This is a genomic window from Rhodopila sp., from assembly GCF_965277165.1.
GTDB lineage: Bacteria > Pseudomonadota > Alphaproteobacteria > Acetobacterales > Acetobacteraceae > Rhodopila.
In genome coordinates this window covers 1,147,564-1,167,902 of record NZ_CBDICE010000006.1, presented here as the reverse complement: position 1 = coordinate 1,167,902, position 20,339 = coordinate 1,147,564, and the positions used below count along the sequence as shown (strand labels likewise).

Here is a 20,339-nt window from a genome sequence, read left to right as displayed (position 1 = left end):
CGGCATTGCCTGATGCCGCGGTTTGCCGTATTTCCGCCCATCCGTTCCGCGTTGCTGCGGTCCAGGTCAATCCGAAACGAGGTGTTACCGAATGGCTGATTACGTCATCTCCGCGCCGGCGATCATCGCCGTGCCCGTCGTGGGCGGCGGCGCTTTTCCGGTTCGGCGGGTGTTCTGTGTCGGGCGCAACTATGCCGAACACGCCAGGGAAATGGGCAGCGATCCGGATCGGGAACCGCCGTTCTTCTTCATGAAGCCGGCCGATGCGCTGCTGCTGAATGATGCTGACATGCCGTATCCACCCAAGAGCACACAGTTGCACCACGAGATGGAACTGGTGGTGGCGATCGGCGAGGGTGGCGCGGATATCGCCGAGGCGGATGCGTTGGCGCATGTCTGGGGCTATGCGGCTGGGCTGGACATGACTCGGCGCGATTTGCAGAACGCGGCAAAGAAGGAAGGCAAGCCGTGGGACATGGGCAAGGGGTTTGACGCCTCGGCACCGATCGGGCTGCTGGTGCCGGCGTCGAAGATCGGCCATCCCGCGAGCGGACTGATCGCGTTGAAGGTCAACGGCAAGGCGAGGCAGAGCTCCGACCTGTCGAAGATGATCTGGAGCGTGCCGGAAACGATCGCCTACCTGTCCGGGCTGGTGAAGCTGGCGCCGGGCGACCTGATCTACACCGGTACGCCGGAGAATGTCGCCGCGGTGCAGCGGGGCGATCTGCTGGAGGGCGTTGTCGAGGGCGTCGGTTCGGTGAAGACCCGCATCGTCTGATGGCTGCGCTGCGCGTGGCGACATGGAACATCAACTCGCTGCGGCTGCGCGTCGGGCTGCTGGACAGGCTGGTCGAGGCGCTGCGGCCGGACGTGATCTGCCTGCAAGAGACCAAGGTGCCGGACGGATTGTTCCCGGCCGAGGCGCTGGGGCCGCTGGGCTATCCGCACACGGTGTTTCGCGGGATGAAGGGCTACAACGGCGTGGCAATTCTTTCGCGGGTGCCGTTGGAGGTGCATGAGGGAGCGCCGGACTGGTGCGGCAAGGGTGATTGTCGCCATGTCGCGGCGGCGTTGCAGACCCCGGCTGGGCCGGTGGAGCTGCATAATTTCTACGTGCCGGCTGGGGGTGACGTGCCGGACCGGACGCAGAACCCGAAATATGGCCATAAACTGGACTTCGTCGCCGAGGCCGGGGCGTGGTTCGCCGCCCGCCCCCTGGCCCGATCGGTGTTGGTCGGCGACCTGAACATCGCGCCCCTGGAGCAGGACGTCTGGAGCCACAAGCAATTGCTGGGCGTGGTCAGCCACACGCCGCCGGAGACCGAGGGGCTGAATGTGTGGCTGAACGCCGGATTCGTGGACGCGGTGCGGCACTTCGTGCCGGCGGAGCAGAAGCTGTATTCCTGGTGGTCGTACCGCAATCAGGACTGGCGGGCATCGGACCGCGGGCGGCGATTGGACCATGTCTGGGTGACGCCGGATCTTCAGCCGGGGCTGCGTAGCCAGACCATCCTGCGCGATGCGCGGGACTGGCCTCGTGGGTCGGATCATGTGCCGGTTTGTGTAGAGCTGGAGGTTTAGGGGCGGTCTACTTTTTGTTCGACAATGATCGTGTGCTGCACGAGCAGAACAGCCGCGCAGGCACCGACAACGACATTATCGTAATAGACCGCGAGAAGGCCGGTTCTAAGGGCATTCGCGACTTTGAATGCCTGACTAATACTTGAGTATTGAGCCCGGCGTTACCCGCGCTTATCCGCGTCGATCAGCATGCATCTGTCTTGAAATTGAATACTTCAACCAAGCGGGCGCTGGATGCACCACTCCTGCCAGGCAAGCCGCAGCGCCGTGCCCAGGCTGCGGCCGAAGCGCGGGGCGTCGCATAGCGGGCTGTGGCGGACTTGCTGCCGCAGGCCGGCGCGCAGGGTGGCCAGGGCGGTCAGGTCGGTGGCGCGGGCGACGGCCATTTCGATATATTCATCGACCGAAGCGGTGACCCAGTCGGGCAGACCGGCGTTGCTCATGTGGCTGGCGGAATGGCGCGAGGCGAAGATTTCGCCGGGCAGCGTGATGGTCGGCACGCCCATCCACAGCGCCTCACAGGTGGTCAGGCCGCCGGAATAGGGGAACGGGTCAAGTACGATGTCGATGTCACCGTATTGGCCCATGAAGGCCCGATGACCAGAGGAGCCGCGGGTTTCGATGCGTTCGGCAGCAATCCCGAGCGCGGCGAAGTCGGCCAGGAAGCCGTTGGCGGTCGCGGCGTCGGAGAGCTGATGGGTCTTCAGCACCAGCTGGGCATTGGGGATGCGGCGCAGAATCTCGGCCCAGGTCTCGATCACCCGAGGGGTGATCTTGGCCAGGTTGTTGAAGCAGCCGAAGGTGACGAAGCCGTTGGCGCGGGCGGGCAGCGCCACCACGTCGGGGGTGTGAGGCGGCGGGCTGTAGCAGACGTAGCCGTCATCCAGTCGCAGCAGCTTCTCGCTGTAGAGCGGCTCGAACCCGTCGGGGGTTTCCCAGCGGTCGGTGATGAACCAATCCATCTCGGCGAGGCCGGAACTGTGGGCCTGCATGCCGACCCATTTGATCTGAACAGGCGCGAGCCGGTTGGCGCAGGCGGCCATGCGGGCGGCATCGCCGTAGCCGCCGAGGTCGATCAGGATGTCGATGCCCAGCCTGTGGGCAAGGCTGGTGAGGGCGGCGTCGTCGAGGCCGTCGACCTCGATCCAGTTGCGGGCGACGGCGCGGTAGCGGCGCGCGATCGGTTCCTCGGGCGCGGCGTTCTGCACCAGGCAGATCACGCTGAACTGGTCCGGATCGAGGGTTTCGATGCCAGCGACGGTGAGCCAGCCGACTGGGTGCGAGCGCAGGGTGCCTGACAGCAGGCCGACGACGAGCGGACGGTGCGGATCGGGGGTGTTCGCCAACGGTGGCTGCGGTGATCGGGCCAGCGCGGCGGAGCAGTCCCGCATCGCCTGCAATAGTTCGGCGCCGGTGGTGCCGTCGCGATAGGGCAGCGTGTTGCACAGCGCCCGTCGGGCCAGCGCCGACCCGGGGTCGAGTTCAATGGCCCGGCGGGCGATGACAACCGCTTCATCCTGCAGCCCGATGCAGGCCGTGGCGTTGGCGAGGTTGCAGAAGATGGCGGCGTTGGGACCGATCTTGTCGAGCACATCGAGCAGGATGGTTCGTGCCTCGACGTGGCGGTGCAGCCGCATCAGAACGACGGCGTGGTCGTTGTGGACCTGTGGGTTGTTCGGGTCGAGCGCGGCGACCCGCCGCAGCACGGCCTCGGCCTGTGGCACCCGGCTGGAGCGGGCCAGCACGCCGCCCAGCAGGCGCAGCGGCGCCAGGTCGTGCGGGGCCAGTTCGGTCGCCGCCTCCAGCGCATCGATCGCCTCGGCGCGGCGGCCCAGGCGTTCCAGCAACATGCCGCAGCCCAGTTGCAGGACCGGGTTGAGCGGGCTCTGCTCGCAGCCGACGGTCAGACGAGCCAGTTCGGCGTCGCCCTGGGTGGGATCAGGATTTTTCCGGTCAACCGCGGTCTCGACGCCGTTCAGCATGTAGTCCAGGCAGTCGGGGCGCAGACGCTGGGCGGCGATGAAGGCTGACAGCGCAAGTCCGGTGGCGTCGGTCGCGCGCAACGCGAGGCCCAGCGTGTTCCAGGCCTCGGCATTGTCGGGTGCGATGCCGCAGCATTGCAGCAGCAGATCGCGCGCCGGTTCGGGCTGGCCGCGCATCAGCAGCAAGCCACTGAGGGCGATCAGCGCTTCGGGACGGGCGGGATTGCGTTCCAGCACCTGGCGGTAGGTCTGTTCCGCCTCGGTGTGTTCGCCGGCGGCGCGCAGGCTCTCGGCCAGCCGCAGTACGGGTTCGTCCCAGTCGGGCAACGTGGCGGCGACGTGGCGGCAGATGCGGCGGGCGGCTTCGCGGTCGCCGGCGTGATCCTCGGCGATCGCGAGGTTGAGCAGGGTGGCGGGCACGGCGTTACCGAGCGAGAGGGCGAGGCGCAGCGGCGCCAGCGCTTCCTTGAAGCGGCCGGCGGCCAGCAGGGCGATGCCGGGCAGGTCGGCGCGGGGCAGGTCTGGGGCTGGCAGGTCTGGGGCTGGCAGGTCTGGGCCGGGTGGCGCGGGCCTGACGTCAACCGTCATGGCGGATGCGCTCGAGGGCGAACAGCAGGCCGGGAACGTCTACCCCGGCTTCCTGGCGGACCACCGGGCGATCGACGCGCAGCACGCGGAAACCGGCGGCGCAGGCGGCGTCGTAGAGATAGTCCTCGCCGTGGGCGTAGCGGCCCTGGCGCTGCAAAGCCCATTTGCCGTTGCCGGGGACGATGCCGTCGTGGTCGGGCAGCACCTGCTCGACCGAGAACACGAACCAGCCGTTCGGTTCCAGGCGGCGGTGGACGATGGCGAGAAGTTCCTCCAGGGCGCCGAAATAGCACAGCACGTCGGCCGCGATGATCAGCGGCCACCGCTGCTCGTGCGCCATCAGGTCGGTGACGATGTCGCCTTCCCGCAGTTCGGCGTAGAGCCGCTTGACCCGGGCGTGGGCGAGCATTCGCGGCGACAGGTCCACCCCGGTAAACGGCCCAAGCGGCAGATCGCCGATCGCCAGCGCGGCCATCCCGGTGCCGCAGCCAAGATCGAGCACCGGGCCGATCGGCAGGCCGGCCGCGACCTTTGGGTGCGACGCCAGCATGGTGCGCATGGCGCCGGGGATGCGGTAGCCGAGCAAGATCAGGTGCGATTCGAATCGGTCGGCGTAGCCGTCGAACACGGTGCGGACGTAGGCCTCCGGGGCGCGCTTGGAATCCGGCATGGCGCCGGAGGACACCACGAGGTGGCGCACATAGGGGTCTTCCGGGCCAAGCTTGAGGGCGTCCTGATAGGCCAGAGCGGCTTCGTCGTGGCGGCCGAGGGAGGACAGGGCGTGGCCCTTCAGTCCGAAGGTGCAGGCATCGGCAATTCCGGCGACGCGGGCGTTCTCGGCAATCCTGACCGCGCCGGTGAAGTCGCGACGGCGAACAGAGAGCAGGATGGCGGCGTTGCGCAGGGCGACGCTGGCCGGACAAAGCCTGATACCTTCGGTCAGCACGGCGAGCGCGGCATCGGCATCGCCGGTGCTTTCCAAAGCGGCGGAGAGCGCTTCGCGGTAGCCGTGATTGGCTGGTTCGGCGGCGACCGCCTCGGCCAGACAGGCGACGGCGTCGGCGATACGTCCAATTTCACGCAGCGCGATGCCGAGGATGGCCTTGGCTTGCGGGTCGTCTGGATCGCAGATCACTGCCTCGGCGGCGTCGCGCGCCGCGTCTTCGTTATTGCCCATCCGCTGGCGCATGTCGGCGCGGCATTTGCGCAGTCCGGCATGGGCTGGTTCGGCTTCGATGCCGCTATCGAGTTCGGCGATCGCCTGGTCCCACGCGCCACTGCCCATCGCCATGCGGGCGGCGGCCAGGCTGAGTTCGGCCGACGGCGGCGCCATGGCGCGTGCAGCGGCCAGCAGCGGCCGAGCCGCGCCGAAGCGGCCGGCATCGATCAGATCTTCGGCTCGGAGGCGCAGCGCATCGGCGTCGGCGGTGAGGTTGATGGTATCCATGCGACGGACTCCTTTTGAGCCGTTGAAGAAACAATCAGACCAGAATGCCCTGGGCCTGGATCGCCAGGCTTGTGAGGTCGGGTGTGGATGAAGATGAGGACGAGGTGTTGTTGGCCGCGTTGGCGATCAGGTAGCGCTGGGCGAAGCTCTCGACGAATTTCGGGTCTTGGAACTGACTGATGTCGATCTTCGAGCTGATCGCGGTTTCCTGTGCGGTGAGACTCTGGAAGGCGATCTGTTCGGGTATGCCGAGCGTCGTGGTGACCACCGTGCGCAAGGTCGGATCGCCGAGGATCTGGTCGACCGAGGTGATGCTCGAAGCCTGCGCCTTGAATGCCAGCGCGTTGGACAGGCCGGGGGTGACCTGATCCTGGCTGGCGCCCCAGCTTGCGGTTGCGTAATCGTTGGCGATGTCGGCGATGGTTGCCGGGTTCTGCATCGATTTTAGTCCATTGGCGGAGAAGTCGTATTTTTCCGCCAGGGTTTTATAACGCGTGTCGGTCAGCTGGTTGGCCAGCGAGTTGGGATCGCTCAGATTCGAGGTCAGCGCCTTGGTTGAGAGCGCGGTGTAACCGATCTGGTCGCTCATGCCGTTGGCGGTCAGCAGCACGTTCATGAACTGCGGATTGGCGAGCAACTGGGTCATGCTCGTGGCCGAGGCGACCGCCTGCGTGAAGGCGCCGACGGCGGCTTTGACCATCGGCTGCGCGGCGGTCACCTTGACCTCTTGCGCCTGGTTCTGTTCGGCCGATTGCAGCGCCTGCACCGGGTCGGTCGATCCGGCCCCAGACGCCCCGATGCCATAGATGGTGTCGAGCAGCGACGACCCGCTGGACGAGCTATCGCCGTAGAGGATCGACAGATAGCTGAGCGAGCTGCTCATCGCTCAGGGCTTTCCGGCCAGGCCGGCGGCAATGTTCTCGTTGATCGAGATCAGGAAATCGAAGTCGGGGGCATCCTGGTCCATTTCCCGCTGCACGGTTGCGCCGACCGAGAGGATGGAAGCCTTCAGCGGGTCCGGCAGGGCATTGCCCGGATCGCGCAACAGGTCGCTGACGGTCATCCACAACCGGCGATTATCGGCCAGCGCGCGGATCTGGCGGATCGGGGTCGCGCCTTTGGCGCCTATCAGCGCGGCGGTGACGTGGTTGAAGACATCGGCTTCCTGGTCGCGCTGCGACCGGTAGCGCGATGCGGTCTTATAGGCCTGGATGGCTTGGCTGGCGTTCAGCATGGCGATCATTGTTCCCTGTTGGAATCGAGACGTTTGGGATTTTCCCGAGTACGGCGTCTTCGTGCTGTATGATCCGGCGGATCAGCTTGAGCGCCTGGTAACAGTCGTCCGACTCGGCGGCGAGCAGGGCCTGATCGAGGATCATGCGCACCAGGTCCGATGTGGTCGCGGCGTGGAAATCGGCGATGAAGTGGCGGGCGGACTCGAGGCCGCCCTCGCGTTCGGTTTCGTTGCCTATGTAGGCTGACTGGAGCGCGAAGTAGATGCGCCGGGCGGGACTGTCCACCTGGTCGGGCGGCATGATCTGCTTGCCGAACAGGAAGCGGGCCTTGGCGGTCAGTTCGATGCGAGAGCGGGTGCGGAAGCGGATCGGCGCACCGTTCACGATCATCACTTCGCCCTGGCGCAGCTCGAGAACGAGATTAGACACTATGGATCCCTTCCGCGGGGCGAATGCATTTTCAGCCGGTGCGGCCGGCGGATCCGTTGCTGGATCCGCCGGCGACCGAGGGGCCGATTACTTGAACAGGCTGAGCAGTGTCTGCGGCGCCTGGTTGGCCATCGACAACGACTGGGTGCCGAGCTGCTGACGGATCTGCAACGCGGTAAGCTGGGCCGACTCCTTGGCCAGATCGGCATCGATCAGCGAGCCCAGGCCGCTGTTCAGGGCGTCGATCTTGTTGCTGTTGTAGGTGGTCTCGTTGTTGATGTAGTTGATCGAATTGCCGACCACGTTGAGCTCGTTGTTGACCGCGTTCATCTGCTTCATGAAGACGCCGCCGGCGGTGACCATGGCGGCGACGGTGGATGCTCCGCCGAGCTGGGTGCCGGTGAAGCTGATCGATCCGAACATCGCCGCCCCGCCGAACGTAGCGAGGCCGTAGGTCGCGCCGCTGTCGTTGCGGACCACCGCGGTGCGGCCGAAGCTGCCGGTGCTTCCGGCGATGTTGCCAACCAGTGTCTTGCCGTTGTAGCCGGCATCCTGGATGAACCCCTTCACCTGCGAGAGCAGCGAATTGTAGGTGGTTTCGTAGTTCGTGCGCTCGCTACCGGTGACGTTGGGGCCCGACATGTTCTGCAGCACGTCGCGCATGCTGGCCATCGTGTTGGACACGTTGTTCAGGCCGGACTGCGTGGTGGACAGCAGGCCTTGCACGCTGCCCAACTGCTGGTTGGCGGTGGTCAGCGCGCCGACGGTCGACCGAATTCCCTGGGCGATGGCGTAGGTGGCGCCATCGTCGGTCGAGTCGGAGACCCGGTAACCGGTTGAGATCTGCTTCTGGGTGGCGGTGAGCTGGGCCTGGGTCGACTCCAACGACTGCAGCGCAACCATGGCGCCCATGTTGGTGTTTACGGAGTTTAGAGTCATGACTAATTACCCTTTGGGTCCTGATGAATGTGCCCGCTTTTTGTGGGCTCGGTGGGGACAGTGACGGATGAAGGTTAAAATTGGATGAACAAAGCGAAGATTTTCAGGCAGGAATGAAGTTGACCAAGGAAAGACTGCCTTCCGTGGTAATCATGCGGTACGACGCCTGTAGTTGCGTCTGTGTGGCGGTCAGCTTGGACAGTGCCGCCGCCATGTCGACGTCTTGAACTGACGACAATTGTCCCGTCAACGCGGTGGCGGTATCGGACAATTGGGTTTGCGTTGTGGTCAGGTTCGCCTGAGTGTTGCCAAGCACGCCGACGTCGACCGCCATTGCGTTGACGGCGCCGTTCAGACTGGTGCCGGTGTCCTGCACCAGGGCGGCAAATCCGGGGGTGTTGATCTGCGAGCTGGACATCGATCCCAGTGTCGCCAAGGAGCGCATCAGGTCGCGCATGTAGGACCCGGTGGTGGACGTGCCGGACGACACCGAAGCCGAATTGGCGCTGGCGAGCAGACCGGTCTGCACCGTGCCGCCCTCTCCGGTCTGCACCACCGGGGCGCTGATGGCGGCGGCGGGCTGCGACAGATAGGCCGAGAACGGCGTGGTGCCGGTAGCATTCGAACTGGCGACCGCCAGTGTCGTCGCGGCGGTGGCGGCAGCGCCGCTGGACGACAGCGCCGAGACCGCGGTGTTGATCTGGGTGTAGAACCCCGACGACAGGATGGCGTCACCGGAGGGAACCGGTGGGTTGGCGCTGTCCTGGCCGGCGAACACGTAGCTGTTCCCTGACTTGGTGTTCAGCAGGTCGGCGACCTGCTGCAGGGCGGCGTTGGCCTGGGCGGCGACGCTGTCGACCTCGGATGCGTTGAGACCGGTCAGGGCGGGTATGTCGCCGGCGAAGGTGGCGGCAATCTGCTGGATCTGGGTCATCGCGGTCTGCGTGACCCCCATGTTGCCGGTCGCCTGGCTGATGTTGTTCTGATAGGTCTGCAGGCTGTTCAGTTGCGGCGACAGGTCCAGCGCGACGCCGGCTTGGCTGCCCAGGCCGGCATAGGTCTGCGACACCAGCCCGGTGCTGACCTGCTGGGTCAGGGTATCGAGTTGCTGATGGACGGTGCCGGCGTTGGCGATCAGGGTCGGCATGATGCCGTAGCCGGAGCCGATCGTGGTGCTCATTGCACGGACTGCAGCAGTTGGGTGAACATCGATTGGACCGCCGAAATCACCCGGGCGTTGGCACCATAGGCGTTCTGCAGCGACAGCATCTGCGACAACTCCGTGTCCATGTTCACTCCGCTGACCGATGCGACCTTGGCGTTCAGGCTGGTTTGCAGCGTCTGCTCGGTGGCGAGGTTGCTGGTGACGGTGGCACTGCCCTGGGCCTGGGAGGCGACCAGGCTGGTGGCGTAGCCGGACAGCGCGTTGCCCGCGGCGTTGAACGGCGCGATCAGGTTGCCGGTGGCGCCGAGACCGTTGGTGTGCAACGCCGGCTGGGCGACGCCCGCCTGCGCCTGAGAGCCGAAGGTGAAGTTGGCGATCCTGGAGATCAGGGTGGTGAAGCCGGCCGGACCGCCGGGCGGATTTGGCGTGAACGCGGCGGCGCCGGCGGGACTGCCGGCGATGGTGTTGGTGCCGTCGCGGACCAGCGACGGATCGGCGGTGACCGCGGAGTTGACCTGGATGACGCCGGCAAAGCCGACATAGCCCGCCTGCGACGGGGTGCCGCCGCCGGTCGGGACGTTGCCGGCCGGGTCGGTGAACAGTGTCAGCCCCTGGGCGGCGAACCGGCTGGATGTAGCTTGGGCGAATTCGTCCAGCTCGGCCTGGTCGGTCGGCAGCGTGGTGTCACGCAGGGTGATGTCCGCGCCGATCTGGCCACCGGCCAGTTGGTTGGTGACGTCTGAGCCTCCCAGCATGATGCCGGGGATGCCGCCGCCGGGGTAGAACGATCCCGCCGGGGTCGAGGCACTGGCGAGTGTGAGCGGGCCGGCGCCGGCGCGGGTCGGCAGGCTGAGACCGTTGGTGGTGAACACCGACAGATCGCCGTTGGGCTGTTCCTGGGTTCTGACGTTGACCAGTTGCGACAGCGTCTGGACGGCGGCGTTGCGCTGGTTCTCGAGGTCGGCGGTGCTCTGGTTGGTCGGTTTCAGGGCAATGATCTGGCTGCTGAGCTGGCCGATCGTCGCCAGCGTGGCGTTCAGGGTGTTGACCGAGGATGACAGGTCGTTCTGCGCCGCCTGGCGCTGCGCCGAATAGGCGTTGCTGAGCGTGTTGATGCCCTGCGCTAGTGAGTTCGCGGAAGCCACCACGGCGGTTTGCTGCGGCTGACTGCTGGGGTCGGTCAGCAGGGTGGAGAAGCTGTCCTGCAGGTTGCCGAGCAGGCTGCCGATGTCGTTGCCCGATCCCGGCGTGCCCAGCACGCTGTCGATTGCCTGCAAAGCGGTCTGGGTGGTCTGCAGGCCTGTGACGGTGGCGTTCTGCTGCGTCACGGATGCCTGCAACGCCTGATCGATCTGCAGCGTCGCTGGGCCGGTATGAACGCCGAGCCCGACACCATCGGCGGTCAGCGCCTGTTGCGAGCTGACCTCGACGGCGTAGCCCGGGGTCGCCGCGTTGGCGACATTCTGCGACAGCAACGCGAACTGTGCGTTGATGTTCGCCAGTCCCCCGCTGGCAATCGAGAGGGCGGAATCGAGGCCCATGGGTCAGGCGGTCAGGTGACCATCTGCAGGGTGACCTGCATCATGGTGTTGGCGGTGGTAACCACTTTGGCATTCGATGAATAGGCCTGTTGAGCCACGATCAGGTTGGAGAATTCGGTGGCGATATCGACGTTGGACCCCTCGATCGAGCCGGTCACCAAGTTGCCGGCTCCGTTGGTACCAGCGGACTCGGCCAGCGGCGTGCCGCTGGCGGTGGTGGCGGTGAACGACTGACCGTTCTGGCTTTGCAGCGCGTTCGGATCGTTGAAGGTCACCAGCGGCACCTGGGCGATGGTGCGGCTTTGACCGTTGTTGTAGTTGACCACCACGTCGCCGTTGGCCTGGGTGGTGACGCCGGAGAAGCTGCCGGGCGGAACGCCGTCCTGGGTCAGGCCGAGCAGGCTGTAGGCGGTGCCGGCGTATTGGGTGACGCCGGTGGTCCCGCCATAGTTACCGAGGTTGAGGTTGATGGTTTGCGGGCCGGAGCCGAAATTCGTGGTGAACTGCAGTGTCGCCGCGCTGCCGGGTGCGTAGCCGGCGGTGGTCACCGTGCCGGGGTCGGTGGCGGAAACCGCCATCTGACCGATGGTGCCCTCGGGCACCGGATTGCCGCTGGCCGCGCCGAAGTTCACCGAAGCCGATCCGGCATCGGTGGAGCCGGTGGTGGAATCCGGCACGCCGATCTGCACATTCCAGCCGTTGGCCGCGTTCTGCGAGAAGTTGAGGTCGACGGTGTGGGCGGTGCCGAGCGAATCGTAGACGGTGATCTGCGAGGACAATGGCGCGGCGGCGGTCGCGGTGCCGGCTGTCGGGGTGGCGGGGAGGTTGGCCGAGAGCGTCACGTCCGAGGTGGGAACCGGGTTGTAGGTCTGCTGGTTCACCTGGATCGGCACCAGCGCATTCTGATCGACCGCACCGGTTTTTGAATTGACCGTCCATCCGTTCAGGTACTGGCCGCCCGAATTCACCAGATAGCCTTGGGCGTTCATGGTGAAATCGCCGGCGCGGGAATAATACTGCTGCGGATCGAACGTCGGCACGTTGTTGACGCTGCCGGTGGACTGGGAGACTGCGAAGAAACCCTGGCCGGCGATAGCCATGCCCAGCGGGTTATCAGTCTGGGTAATCGCCCCCTGAACGTTATTGACGTAGTCCGGACGGGCGACAACGGCGCCCGGTTCGTTGGTGGTCGGGGTGCTGGTGGTCAGGTAATCGCTGAAGCTGGTATCGACCCGTTTGAAACCAGTGGTCTGGCTGTTGGCCACGTCCTCACTGATATTGCCGAACGACGTGGATTGCGCGGTGAGGCCGCTGATCGCAGTGTTGATCGCACTGAACAAAGACATTGTTTTAACGCTCCAGGATCTGCTCGGGGTCTAGCGGGCGGCATCGCGGTGCGCAGCAGCATAAAGCGTGCCAACTGCGAAATGACGGAATTCGCGGATGTTTTGATGTTGGGCCCGGCAAATTATGCCGATTGCCTGGATCCGCGAGGTCGTTTCTGCCGCATTGCGAGCTTGGGTTGACGGTTCGCCGCGACTTTTGGCTTGGCCCGGACATTGCTTGTTGGCGGATGAAGTTTTCGCGGCAAAACCCGTGCAGGAGAAAGAACGTTGCCAGTTGCCCATGCGATCGCTGCGTCGGTTGACCCGATCGCCGTCAACACGGTGACCGCACCGCCGCCGGCAGTGATCGGGGACGGGTTTGGGCAAGTGTTGCGCTCGGTCCAGGATGCCGCGACTGGGGCGGCGGGGGCTAATGGTGATGCAGCGACGGCGCGGGCGTCGGCCAAGGCAGGTTCGAGCGCGGGCGGCGGGGCGACGACCGAACTGACGGGGGCGACTGGCGGAGCGACGAATGGGGCGACGACGGCGGCCGGCACACCGACGGCCGGGCGTGCGGTGGCTGCGGCGGGTACGCCGACGCGTGGGGCTGCCGGCGCTTCGGCCGGCTCGCCTGATGCCGCTGGGAAGACGTTGCAGCCGGCGACAGCCGCACCGGCTTCGACGGCCGCGACGCCGGCCGCGGTCGGGGTGGCTTCGGTCGGCGGGAAGGCTGGGGCCGGCGCGACGACCGGGACGGCGACTCAGGCTGCTGGCACGCCCGCGGCTACATCAATGGCGGTCGCGGTTAGTACGCCAGTGACCAGACCGACGACTGCTTCGGGCGGCACGCCGCCGCGGGCGGCGATCGACAACAGGCCGGCGGTCAGCGCGCTCAGCGCAGGGACAAACTCCGCGGCAGCCGGGACTTCGACGCGCGATGCCGCGGCATCGGGGGGGCCGTTGCCCGACGTGGAAGCCCTTTCGGCCGTTGCGCCGGCGGATGCCAAGGGGACCGCGCGCTTGCCGATGGCGCCCCAGGCGGGTCCGGACGGTCGGGCTGCCGCCGACGCGCAACAAGCGGCGCGGGACAACCGCCCGATCACGAGGTCTGGATCGACCTCGGCGGCCGGACCGGCGCGGGCCGCCAACCGGCAGGCCGCCGGAGGTCGGGAGAGCAATGCGCAAAGTCCCGACGCGCAGGCCACCGCTGCCGCTGGCGTGGATCCGACGGCACAGGTCGTCATCGGTCAGGAGGCGGTAGCCGCGGCTCTCGTTGCGTCGGCGCCGCCGGTCGCTGTGACGGCGGGCGCTGTGACGGCGGTCCCTGTGGCGGCGGGCGTTGCCGGGGGCAACGGCGCGGCAACGGCAAACGGGACCGTGCCTGCCAAGGGGACCGCCCCAGGTGGGGTGGCGCCATCGGGCCCTGACAGTATTTCGGCGCAATGGGGGATCGGCGCGGACCGCGTTGGCGGGTCGGCTTCGGAACCATCGAACCAAGCCGGAGGCGGTGCCGTGGCGACCTCCGATGCGCCGGCAACGCCTGCGCCCGCTGAGCGGCTGGATGGGTCGGGTCAGACGACAGCGTCGGAGGCGAACCAGCGGCTGGCGGCTCCGGCGGCGGATATCGCCGGGCTGGCGGCTCAGCCCCCTGCCCCGGCCTCGGACCACAAGATCACGCTACGTCCGGCTGAAATCGCGACCGATCCGGCGCAACCGGATGGGCAGTCCAACGCGCCGTCGGCCGCGGTGTTGGCGCAGGCACCACCGGTCACGCCCGCCATCGTGACAACCGTGACTGCCACCACCGCCCCGGCTCAGGCGCACCCGGCGACGCCGACCGAACAGCTCGCGCCGGCGCTGCTGACGCTCGCAAAGACCGCCGACGGTGGCCAGCAGATGACGGTTCGCCTGCAACCGGGCGATCTCGGCATGGTCCAGGTGCGCATCGACCGCTCGGCATCGGGGCACACCCAGATCGAGATAACCGCCGACAATCCCAATACCCTGCTGGCGCTGCAACGGGATCAGCCGCAACTGCATCGCACGCTGGATGAAGCAGGCATTCCGGCCACCGGACGGAACGTCAGCTTTCATGCCGCGGCCATGGTCCAGGCGGCGGCGGGCAGCAACGCGGGAGCATCGCCGGGAGGTCACGGCAACAGCCAGCCCGGATCGTCATCCGGGTCCTCGGGATTTGGATCTTCCGGGCGGGGCCACTCCGGCATGTCCGACGCCGGCGGATCGACCGGCGGCCGCGGCGGCTATGCGACGCGGGAGCGCGGCGCCTATGCCGCCAGCCGTCAAACGGGCGCGACGCCGGCGGCCGGCCAGACCGCTGTCGCGTCCGCGACACAATCGTATCGAATTGGCTTGGACATCACCGCCTGATGGTCAAAAGGACATCGTGACATGAGTGGAAGTATTCTATCGACGACGGGCGGCATCGCCTCGACCGGCGGCGCCGCGGCAACCGGAGGCACATCGTCCACCGGGGCCACGTCTTCGGCCGGCAGTTCGGTATCACAGACCGGCACGACGGCGCTGGGCAGCTTGAGCAGCAACTTCTCGGACTTTCTGTCGCTGCTGATGACCCAGTTGCAGAACCAGGACCCGTCGGCGCCGATGGATTCCAACCAGTTCACCAGCGAGCTGGTGCAGTTCTCTTCGGTAGAGCAGCAGATCGACACCAACAGCGACCTGACCCAATTGATCCAATTGACCCAGGCGAGCCAGATCGAGCAGTCGACATCGATGATCGGCAAGCCGGTGACGGCGAACAGCAGCCAGCTTTCGTTGCAAAACGGCAACGCCGAGATCAACTTCAACACGACTACCGCCGAACCGGTGGCGATCGCGGTTTACAATTCGGCTGGTGCGCAAGTCCAGACCGCGACGCTGACCAGCAGTACCGGAGCCAACAGCTGGACCTGGAACGGCAAGAGCGCGACCGGAAGCACCATGCCGGACGGACCCTACAACGTCACCGTCACCGCGCTGGGCGTCAACGGCACAACATCGCAAGTTCCGTTCACGGTGACCGGGACGGCGACGTCGGTGGTGAACAACGCCGGCACGGTGCAGGTCGAAATGGGCGGCCTGACGTTGCCGTTCAGCGCGGTGACGTCGGTGGGGAGTTAGCCGCCGGGCGCCGCATCCGGATCGGGCGCCGTTGACTTCAGCCTGGGTCCTGGATCGATCGCATGATCGAGGGCGCGCCGAAGGTTTCGGCGGGCGAGATCGCTGGCGCAGAATTTTGCGGAGGAAGCGGTCATTCGGCGAAGGGCTGACTGGTGCCGGGCGGCGATGCACCGTTCCATCGGTTGGGTTCCTGGCGGTATGATCCGGCACCAATGGCGGTGAAGGGTGGAACCGGTGTCGCTCGACGACCTAGCGGAATTTCTGAACTCCGACAGCGCGCCCGAGGGGTGCATGGACCTGTCCGAACTGGACGGGTTCCTTGCCGGCCTGGTTTGCGGCCCCGAGGAGGTGCCGCGCGACGAATGGCTGGCCGAGGTGTGGGACAGCGAGGAACCGGATTACGCCGATATCGCGGAGCGGCGGACTGTCGAGCAGGCGATGGCGGATCGTTACGCGGCGATCGAGGCCGGCCTGGATGCCACGCCGCTGGGATATTCGGCGATCCTGTGGCAGGACGAGGCCGGCACCATGGTGGCCGAGGACTGGGCGGCGGGCTTCATGCAGGCGATGACACTGCGGGCCGAGGCCTGGCAGCTGGCACTGGCGGATGAGGATGCGTCGATGCTGCTGATCCCGATCGCCAGCCTGGCCGGCATGACCCTGCCGGAGGCGGAGCGTGGTGGGCAGGCGATGACCGACGATGCGCTGGAGGGTCTGATGGCGGATGCCGAGCAGGTGCTGCCTGTATGCGTTCTGGGTCTGCGCCGGTTCTGGCGGCAGCAAGCGGCCGATAACCGAATGATCCGGCACTGATCGAATGTTGATGATCGGCACGGAAACCGCGGCGTCCCAGCAGGCGTTGCGCCGGTATGGCAAGTTCCCGCACCTCGCGCCGTCTGGCCTGGATCGGCGTTCCGATCGTGCTGCTGGTGCTGCTGGCGGTGTTCTGGAATTGGGACTGGTTCATCCCGATCGTGCAGTCGCAGGCCTCGGCCGCGATCGGGCGCAAGGTGACGATCGGTCATTTGCATGTGCGGCTGGGCCGGGTGGTTCAGGTGACGGCGGACGATGTCGTGGTCGCCAATCCGCCGGGATGGCCTGAAGCCGACCCGCCATTGGCTGCGATCAAGGCGTTGACGCTGCAGGCGGATGCCTGGGGGTATCTGCGGGGTCGTGGCCTGGTGCTGCCGCTGATCGGGGTCGACGGCGCCAGACTGCTGGCCGCCCAACACGCGGACGGGGCATCGAATTTCCAACTCGCCACCGGTGGCGGCGGTGGCGGCGGCGGCGCAGTGAAGATCGGCGATCTGCGCATCTCCGATACCGACGCGCACGTGGTGATGGCGAAGTTGAAAGCCGATTTCAACGCGGATGTCGCGACCGAGGGGCAGGGCGACGCGGCGAAGATCGTGGTCGACGCCAAGGGTACCTACGCCGCGCAGCCGATCACCGCTCGTCTGGTCGGCGGCGCGCTGCTATCGCTGCGTGATAAGGCGCATCCCTGGCCGGTCGATCTGAACGTCGCGAATGGACCGACGCGGGTGGCACTCGATGGCACCATCGCCGAACCGCTGGCGTTTCGCGGCGCCAATGTGCGGCTGAAGTTCAGCGGGCCGGATATGGGGTTGCTGGAGCCGTTGGTCGGGTTTCCGATTCCGAAGACGCCGGCCTATCAGATCGCCGGCCGGCTCGATCTGCAGGGCGTCACCCGGATCCGGTTCGAGGACTTCCAGGGGCGGCTTGGCAACTCCGACATTGCCGGCACGATCGAGGAGCAGCCGGGCGCGGCCGAGATCAACGGCAAGCCGAGGCCGGTGGTGACCATGGATCTGCGCTCGAACCGGGTCGATCTGGTGGACCTGAACGGGTTTATCGGCGGCACCCCGGGCCGGACCACGACCAAGGACGCCACGCCGCAGGAGAGGCGGGCGGTGGCGAAGGCCAATGCAAGTCCCAAGCTGCTGCCGGAGACGCCGATCAGCGTGCCGCGGCTGGATTGGGCGGACATCCATCTGCGCTATCACGGGGCGCATATCGAGGGGCGGAACATTCCGCTCGATAATGTTACCGTCGCGCTGGACGTGGTCGACGGCCGGATCACCGTGCATCCGATCAGTTTCGGCGTCGGCAAGGGTCGATTGATCAGCAATATCGATTTGACACCGACCAATGCCAAGGACGTGCATGCGCGGATCGACCTGCGGATGCAGAACCTCGATGTCTCGCGGCTAATGGCGGCGACGCACACCTTCCAGGGCGCCGGGTCGGTCAGCGGGATTGGGGCGATCGATGCGACCGGGGACTCGCTGGCCGGGCTGATGGCGAACGGCAACGGCGAGGTGAAGATGGCGATGGCCGGCGGCGACCTGTCGGCGGTGCTGATCGACCTGACCGGCTTGCAGTTCGGCAAAGCGCTGCTCTCGGCGCTTGGGGTGCCGACGAAGACCGAGGTGCAGTGTTTTGTCGGCGATCTGGGAATGCAGCGCGGGGTGCTGGATTTCAAGGCGATGACGTTGGAGACCGGCGAGGCGATCACCAATGTCGGCGGCAACGTCAATCTGAGCAAGGAAACCATCGATCTGGCGCTGAAGACCGACTCCAAGCATTTCAGCGTCGGGTCGCTGCCGACCCGGATCGATATCGGCGGCACGTTCAAGGATCCCTCGATCCGGCCGGGCGCCGAGGTCGCGGCGCGCGCCGGGGCGGCGGTTGGGCTGGGGGTGTTGTTCCTGCCGCTGGCGATCCTGCCGACGGTGCAGTTCGGCACGTCCGAGGCGGATGACGCACGCTGCGGCGAATTGCTGCGCCAGGCCAGGGCGAGTGCCGGCGGCAAGGACCTGCCGCCGCCGCTGAAGGCGACGCCGGCGCACCATTGAGGCCACGCTGGCACGGGAGGCTGGCGCACCGTTGCGGCCGCATTGGCCAGTATGCATCGGCTGAGTTGCATCGTTCGGGCCGGCGTGGCTTGCTGCGGGGAATCCTGGAGGAGGAACAACGATGGCATTCTATGAACTGCGGCAATACAAGGTGCTTCCCGGAAAGCTGGACAGCTGGGTGACCATGATGGAGACCGAGATCATTCCGTTCCAGGTGTCCAAGGGAATGGTGATCACCGGCAGTTTCCAGGGGGAAACCGATCCGTCGGTCTATATCTGGCTGCGGCGGTTCGAATCCGAGGAACAGCGGGTGGCGTTGTATGCCGCGGTCTACGAGTCGGATTTCTGGAAAACGAAGATTGCGCCTCGGGTGCCCGAGCACCTGGATCGAGGAGCGATGGTGATAACGCGGATGGTGCCGACGCCGAAGTCCGTGGCGCGGTAGCGACAGCGCGCGGGCCGTGCGTCGGGTGGCCGCGGCTTGATGGGTGGCGGTTTGGCCGGCGGCGGCCGGGGATTTGTCGGGTTGCCGGCGACGGCCGGCGATTTGTCGGTTTGCCGGCGGCGGCCGGCGACTTGTCGGTTTGGGCCGCGCGTCGGCTGCATCGGGCGAGGGCACGCTGGATTGCGTCTGCTGGTATGGTTCGCGTCCGCCGGGCTGATCGGCCGAGCAAAGGGAGCATCGCGAAGTGGCATTGCTGCGAAAGACCTACGGCAAGGACAATGTCCGTGTCATGCGCGTCGATCGCGACGCCGACCGCCACGAGGTGCGCGAACTGACGGTGCGGGCGATGCTGACCGGCGACTTCGACGAGACCTTCACACGGGCCGAGAACGCGGCCTCGGTGGCGACTGACACGGTAAAGAACATCATCCATGTGGTCGCGCGCGAGAACATAGCGCTGGGAACCGAGCTGTTCTGCGCGGCGGTGGCTCGCCGGCTGCTGGAGCTATACCCAGACGTGGACAGCGCGACGGTCAGCGGGCATGAAACGAAATGGCAGCGGCTGGCGGTGGATGGGGTGCCGCACGAGCACAGCTTCGTGCTCGACAACAACGGCAAGCCGTTCGCCAAGGTGGTGGCGACGCGCGCCGAGACGGCCACGGAATCGGGTGTATCCGGCTTCACCTTCATGAAATCGACCGGTTCGGGCTGGGAGAACTACCTGCAGGACCGCTTCACCACGCTGCCCGAGACCAGTGACCGATTGGCGGCAACGGCAATGAACGCATCGTGGCGCTGGCGCGACGTGCCGCGCGATTACGCGGCAGCCAACGCGACGGTGCTGGGCGAACTGCTGAAGCTGTTCGCCTCGACCTACAGCGCGAGCATCCAGGACAGCCTGTATCGCATGGGGATGGCGGCGCTGGAGGCGGTGGCGGAAATCTCCGACATCTCCATGGCCTGTCCGAATAAGCACTATTTGCCGGTCAACCTGTCGCCGTTCGGCTTGGACAACGCCAACCAGGTGTTCGTGGCGACCGACGAGCCGCATGGTCAGATCGAATGCACTGTCGGACGATGAGAGTCGGCCGGACGATGAGGGTCGGCCGGACGATGAGGGTCGGCGCGGGGCGGTCGCCGGCAAAGCGCTTGATAGTTGATCAGGGGGCTGCGAAAAGACGACGGGAAGCTGGGGAACCGACGTGAAGTTGCTGAAGACCAACGCGCAGACGAAGACCAACCCGCAGGCTGGCAAGCCGCCCACCGCCGCACCGCTTAATAACAAGTCCGCCGCTAAGCCCCCCGTCAAGCCAGTGACCGCCAAGTCCCTGACCGCCAAGTCCCTGACCGCCAAGTCCCTGACCGAGGGTCAGCGATCCTACGAAGCCAAGCGTGCCGCCAAGGCGGGCATGAGCCTGGAAAAATGGCTGGCCAGCAAGGAGCGCGAACGGGAGGTTGAGGCAAAGGCTAAGCTTAAGGCCGCGCCGGTGGTCAAGCCGGCGAAGCCGCCGGGATTGCTGGGGCGCCTGCTGGAACGGGCGCAGCGTCCATTCGGGTCCTGACGCGACCCAGGACCGCTCGACAGGCCGACCTGGCCGTGTGCCGGCTTGATACCGCGCCCCGGTTGGGTCGAAGGATTTGCCGCTCG

The 20,339-nt window shown here is 66.3% G+C and carries 20 protein-coding genes; 9 read left to right on the top strand and 11 right to left on the bottom strand.

All coding sequences use genetic code 11. The annotated features are described in order from the left end of the window. Positions 1-91: 91 nt before the first annotated feature. Positions 92-778 (top strand): fumarylacetoacetate hydrolase family protein, encoded by a 687-nt coding sequence (locus tag ACQY4Y_RS17370; RefSeq protein ID WP_428491843.1) that lies wholly within the window; start codon positions 92-94, stop codon positions 776-778. Then, positions 778-1,581: an exodeoxyribonuclease III gene (locus tag ACQY4Y_RS17365; protein WP_428491842.1), complete on the top strand. Its 804-nt coding sequence runs from the start codon at positions 778-780 to the stop codon at positions 1,579-1,581. Before ACQY4Y_RS17370 ends, ACQY4Y_RS17365 begins: the two co-directional genes overlap by 1 nt. 215 nt (positions 1,582-1,796) lie before the next feature. Here ACQY4Y_RS17365 and ACQY4Y_RS17360 read toward each other — a convergent pair whose 3' ends face one another. The 11 genes from ACQY4Y_RS17360 to ACQY4Y_RS17310 all read right to left on the bottom strand — a co-directional run bounded on the left by ACQY4Y_RS17360 (position 1,797) and on the right by ACQY4Y_RS17310 (position 13,410). Continuing rightward, positions 1,797-4,151, bottom strand: coding sequence for a tetratricopeptide repeat protein (locus tag ACQY4Y_RS17360; RefSeq protein ID WP_428491841.1), 2,355 nt, complete (start codon positions 4,149-4,151; stop codon positions 1,797-1,799). Beyond that, entirely contained in the window at positions 4,141-5,598 is a 1,458-nt protein-coding gene (locus ACQY4Y_RS17355) for a tetratricopeptide repeat protein (protein WP_428491840.1), read from the bottom strand. Before ACQY4Y_RS17355 ends, ACQY4Y_RS17360 begins: the two co-directional genes overlap by 11 nt. A 34-nt stretch (positions 5,599-5,632) precedes the next feature. Next, entirely contained in the window at positions 5,633-6,481 is an 849-nt protein-coding gene (locus tag ACQY4Y_RS17350) for a DUF1217 domain-containing protein (RefSeq protein ID WP_428491839.1), read from the bottom strand. Positions 6,482-6,484: 3 nt separating this feature from the next. Beyond that, entirely contained in the window at positions 6,485-6,832 is a 348-nt protein-coding gene (locus ACQY4Y_RS17345) for a flagellar biosynthesis regulator FlaF (protein WP_428491838.1), read from the bottom strand. Beyond that, a complete protein-coding gene (locus ACQY4Y_RS17340) occupies positions 6,798-7,262 on the bottom strand; it encodes a flagellar biosynthesis repressor FlbT (protein WP_428491837.1) in 465 nt (154 codons plus the stop codon). The genes ACQY4Y_RS17345 and ACQY4Y_RS17340 overlap by 35 nt, the downstream gene beginning before the upstream one ends. A gap of 87 nt (positions 7,263-7,349) precedes the next feature. Then, positions 7,350-8,201, bottom strand: coding sequence for a flagellin (locus tag ACQY4Y_RS17335; RefSeq protein WP_428491836.1), 852 nt, complete (start codon positions 8,199-8,201; stop codon positions 7,350-7,352). Positions 8,202-8,304: 103 nt separating this feature from the next. Then, positions 8,305-9,381, bottom strand: coding sequence for a flagellin (locus tag ACQY4Y_RS17330; RefSeq protein WP_428491835.1), 1,077 nt, complete (start codon positions 9,379-9,381; stop codon positions 8,305-8,307). Beyond that, positions 9,378-10,907 carry a flagellar hook-associated protein FlgK gene (locus ACQY4Y_RS17325; protein ID WP_428491834.1) on the bottom strand — a complete coding sequence of 510 codons (1,530 nt, stop codon included), beginning with the start codon at positions 10,905-10,907 and terminating at the stop codon, positions 9,378-9,380. The genes ACQY4Y_RS17330 and ACQY4Y_RS17325 overlap by 4 nt, the downstream gene beginning before the upstream one ends. Before the next feature lie 11 nt (positions 10,908-10,918). Beyond that, the gene (flgE, locus tag ACQY4Y_RS17320; protein ID WP_428491833.1) at positions 10,919-12,253 is read right to left on the bottom strand and encodes a flagellar hook protein FlgE; all 1,335 of its coding nucleotides are present in this window, start codon (positions 12,251-12,253) and stop codon (positions 10,919-10,921) included. Between the two features lie 30 nt (positions 12,254-12,283). Further along, positions 12,284-12,535, bottom strand: coding sequence for a hypothetical protein (locus tag ACQY4Y_RS17315; protein ID WP_428491832.1), 252 nt, complete (start codon positions 12,533-12,535; stop codon positions 12,284-12,286). 458 nt (positions 12,536-12,993) lie between these two features. After that, positions 12,994-13,410 carry a hypothetical protein gene (locus ACQY4Y_RS17310; protein ID WP_428491831.1) on the bottom strand — a complete coding sequence of 139 codons (417 nt, stop codon included), beginning with the start codon at positions 13,408-13,410 and terminating at the stop codon, positions 12,994-12,996. Positions 13,411-13,744: 334 nt separating this feature from the next. On the opposite strand from ACQY4Y_RS17310, the gene ACQY4Y_RS17305 reads away from it, so the two are divergent. The 7 genes from ACQY4Y_RS17305 (at position 13,745) to ACQY4Y_RS17275 (ending at position 20,253) form a co-directional block, all read left to right on the top strand. Beyond that, complete coding sequence (locus ACQY4Y_RS17305; protein WP_428491830.1) at positions 13,745-14,620, top strand: flagellar hook-length control protein FliK; 876 nt, start codon at positions 13,745-13,747, stop codon at positions 14,618-14,620. A 21-nt stretch (positions 14,621-14,641) separates the two neighbouring features. After that, the gene (locus tag ACQY4Y_RS17300) at positions 14,642-15,370 is read left to right on the top strand and encodes a flagellar hook assembly protein FlgD (RefSeq protein WP_428491829.1); all 729 of its coding nucleotides are present in this window, start codon (positions 14,642-14,644) and stop codon (positions 15,368-15,370) included. Between the two features lie 234 nt (positions 15,371-15,604). Continuing rightward, a complete protein-coding gene (locus ACQY4Y_RS17295; RefSeq protein WP_428491828.1) occupies positions 15,605-16,183 on the top strand; it encodes a UPF0149 family protein in 579 nt (192 codons plus the stop codon). A gap of 56 nt (positions 16,184-16,239) precedes the next feature. Then, on the top strand, positions 16,240-18,246 hold the full coding sequence (locus ACQY4Y_RS17290) for an AsmA family protein (protein ID WP_428491827.1): 2,007 nt from the start codon (positions 16,240-16,242) through the stop codon (positions 18,244-18,246). Between the two features lie 121 nt (positions 18,247-18,367). Then, positions 18,368-18,691 (top strand): NIPSNAP family protein, encoded by a 324-nt coding sequence (locus ACQY4Y_RS17285; protein ID WP_428491826.1) that lies wholly within the window; start codon positions 18,368-18,370, stop codon positions 18,689-18,691. 244 nt (positions 18,692-18,935) lie between these two features. After that, positions 18,936-19,772, top strand: coding sequence for a factor-independent urate hydroxylase (pucL, locus tag ACQY4Y_RS17280; RefSeq protein WP_428491825.1), 837 nt, complete (start codon positions 18,936-18,938; stop codon positions 19,770-19,772). Positions 19,773-19,893: 121 nt separating this feature from the next. After that, complete coding sequence (locus ACQY4Y_RS17275; RefSeq protein ID WP_428491824.1) at positions 19,894-20,253, top strand: hypothetical protein; 360 nt, start codon at positions 19,894-19,896, stop codon at positions 20,251-20,253. Positions 20,254-20,339 lie beyond the last annotated feature (86 nt).

What these genes read in the sequence shown, in the direction of transcription:
- ACQY4Y_RS17335 (WP_428491836.1), bottom strand. Translation starts at nt 8,201, where the DNA reads ATGACTCTAAACTCCGTAAACACCAACATGGGCGCCATGGTTGCGCTG.
- ACQY4Y_RS17290 (WP_428491827.1), top strand. Translation starts at nt 16,240, where the DNA reads ATGGCAAGTTCCCGCACCTCGCGCCGTCTGGCCTGGATCGGCGTTCCG.
- ACQY4Y_RS17355 (WP_428491840.1), bottom strand. Translation starts at nt 5,598, where the DNA reads ATGGATACCATCAACCTCACCGCCGACGCCGATGCGCTGCGCCTCCGA.
- flgE (WP_428491833.1), bottom strand. Translation starts at nt 12,253, where the DNA reads ATGTCTTTGTTCAGTGCGATCAACACTGCGATCAGCGGCCTCACCGCG.
- ACQY4Y_RS17365 (WP_428491842.1), top strand. Translation starts at nt 778, where the DNA reads ATGGCTGCGCTGCGCGTGGCGACATGGAACATCAACTCGCTGCGGCTG.
- ACQY4Y_RS17325 (WP_428491834.1), bottom strand. Translation starts at nt 10,907, where the DNA reads ATGGGCCTCGATTCCGCCCTCTCGATTGCCAGCGGGGGACTGGCGAAC.
- ACQY4Y_RS17350 (WP_428491839.1), bottom strand. Translation starts at nt 6,481, where the DNA reads ATGAGCAGCTCGCTCAGCTATCTGTCGATCCTCTACGGCGATAGCTCG.
- ACQY4Y_RS17285 (WP_428491826.1), top strand. Translation starts at nt 18,368, where the DNA reads ATGGCATTCTATGAACTGCGGCAATACAAGGTGCTTCCCGGAAAGCTG.
- ACQY4Y_RS17345 (WP_428491838.1), bottom strand. Translation starts at nt 6,832, where the DNA reads ATGCTGAACGCCAGCCAAGCCATCCAGGCCTATAAGACCGCATCGCGC.
- ACQY4Y_RS17330 (WP_428491835.1), bottom strand. Translation starts at nt 9,381, where the DNA reads ATGAGCACCACGATCGGCTCCGGCTACGGCATCATGCCGACCCTGATC.
- ACQY4Y_RS17315 (WP_428491832.1), bottom strand. Translation starts at nt 12,535, where the DNA reads ATGGGCAACTGGCAACGTTCTTTCTCCTGCACGGGTTTTGCCGCGAAA.
- ACQY4Y_RS17360 (WP_428491841.1), bottom strand. Translation starts at nt 4,151, where the DNA reads ATGACGGTTGACGTCAGGCCCGCGCCACCCGGCCCAGACCTGCCAGCC.
- ACQY4Y_RS17300 (WP_428491829.1), top strand. Translation starts at nt 14,642, where the DNA reads ATGAGTGGAAGTATTCTATCGACGACGGGCGGCATCGCCTCGACCGGC.
- ACQY4Y_RS17370 (WP_428491843.1), top strand. Translation starts at nt 92, where the DNA reads ATGGCTGATTACGTCATCTCCGCGCCGGCGATCATCGCCGTGCCCGTC.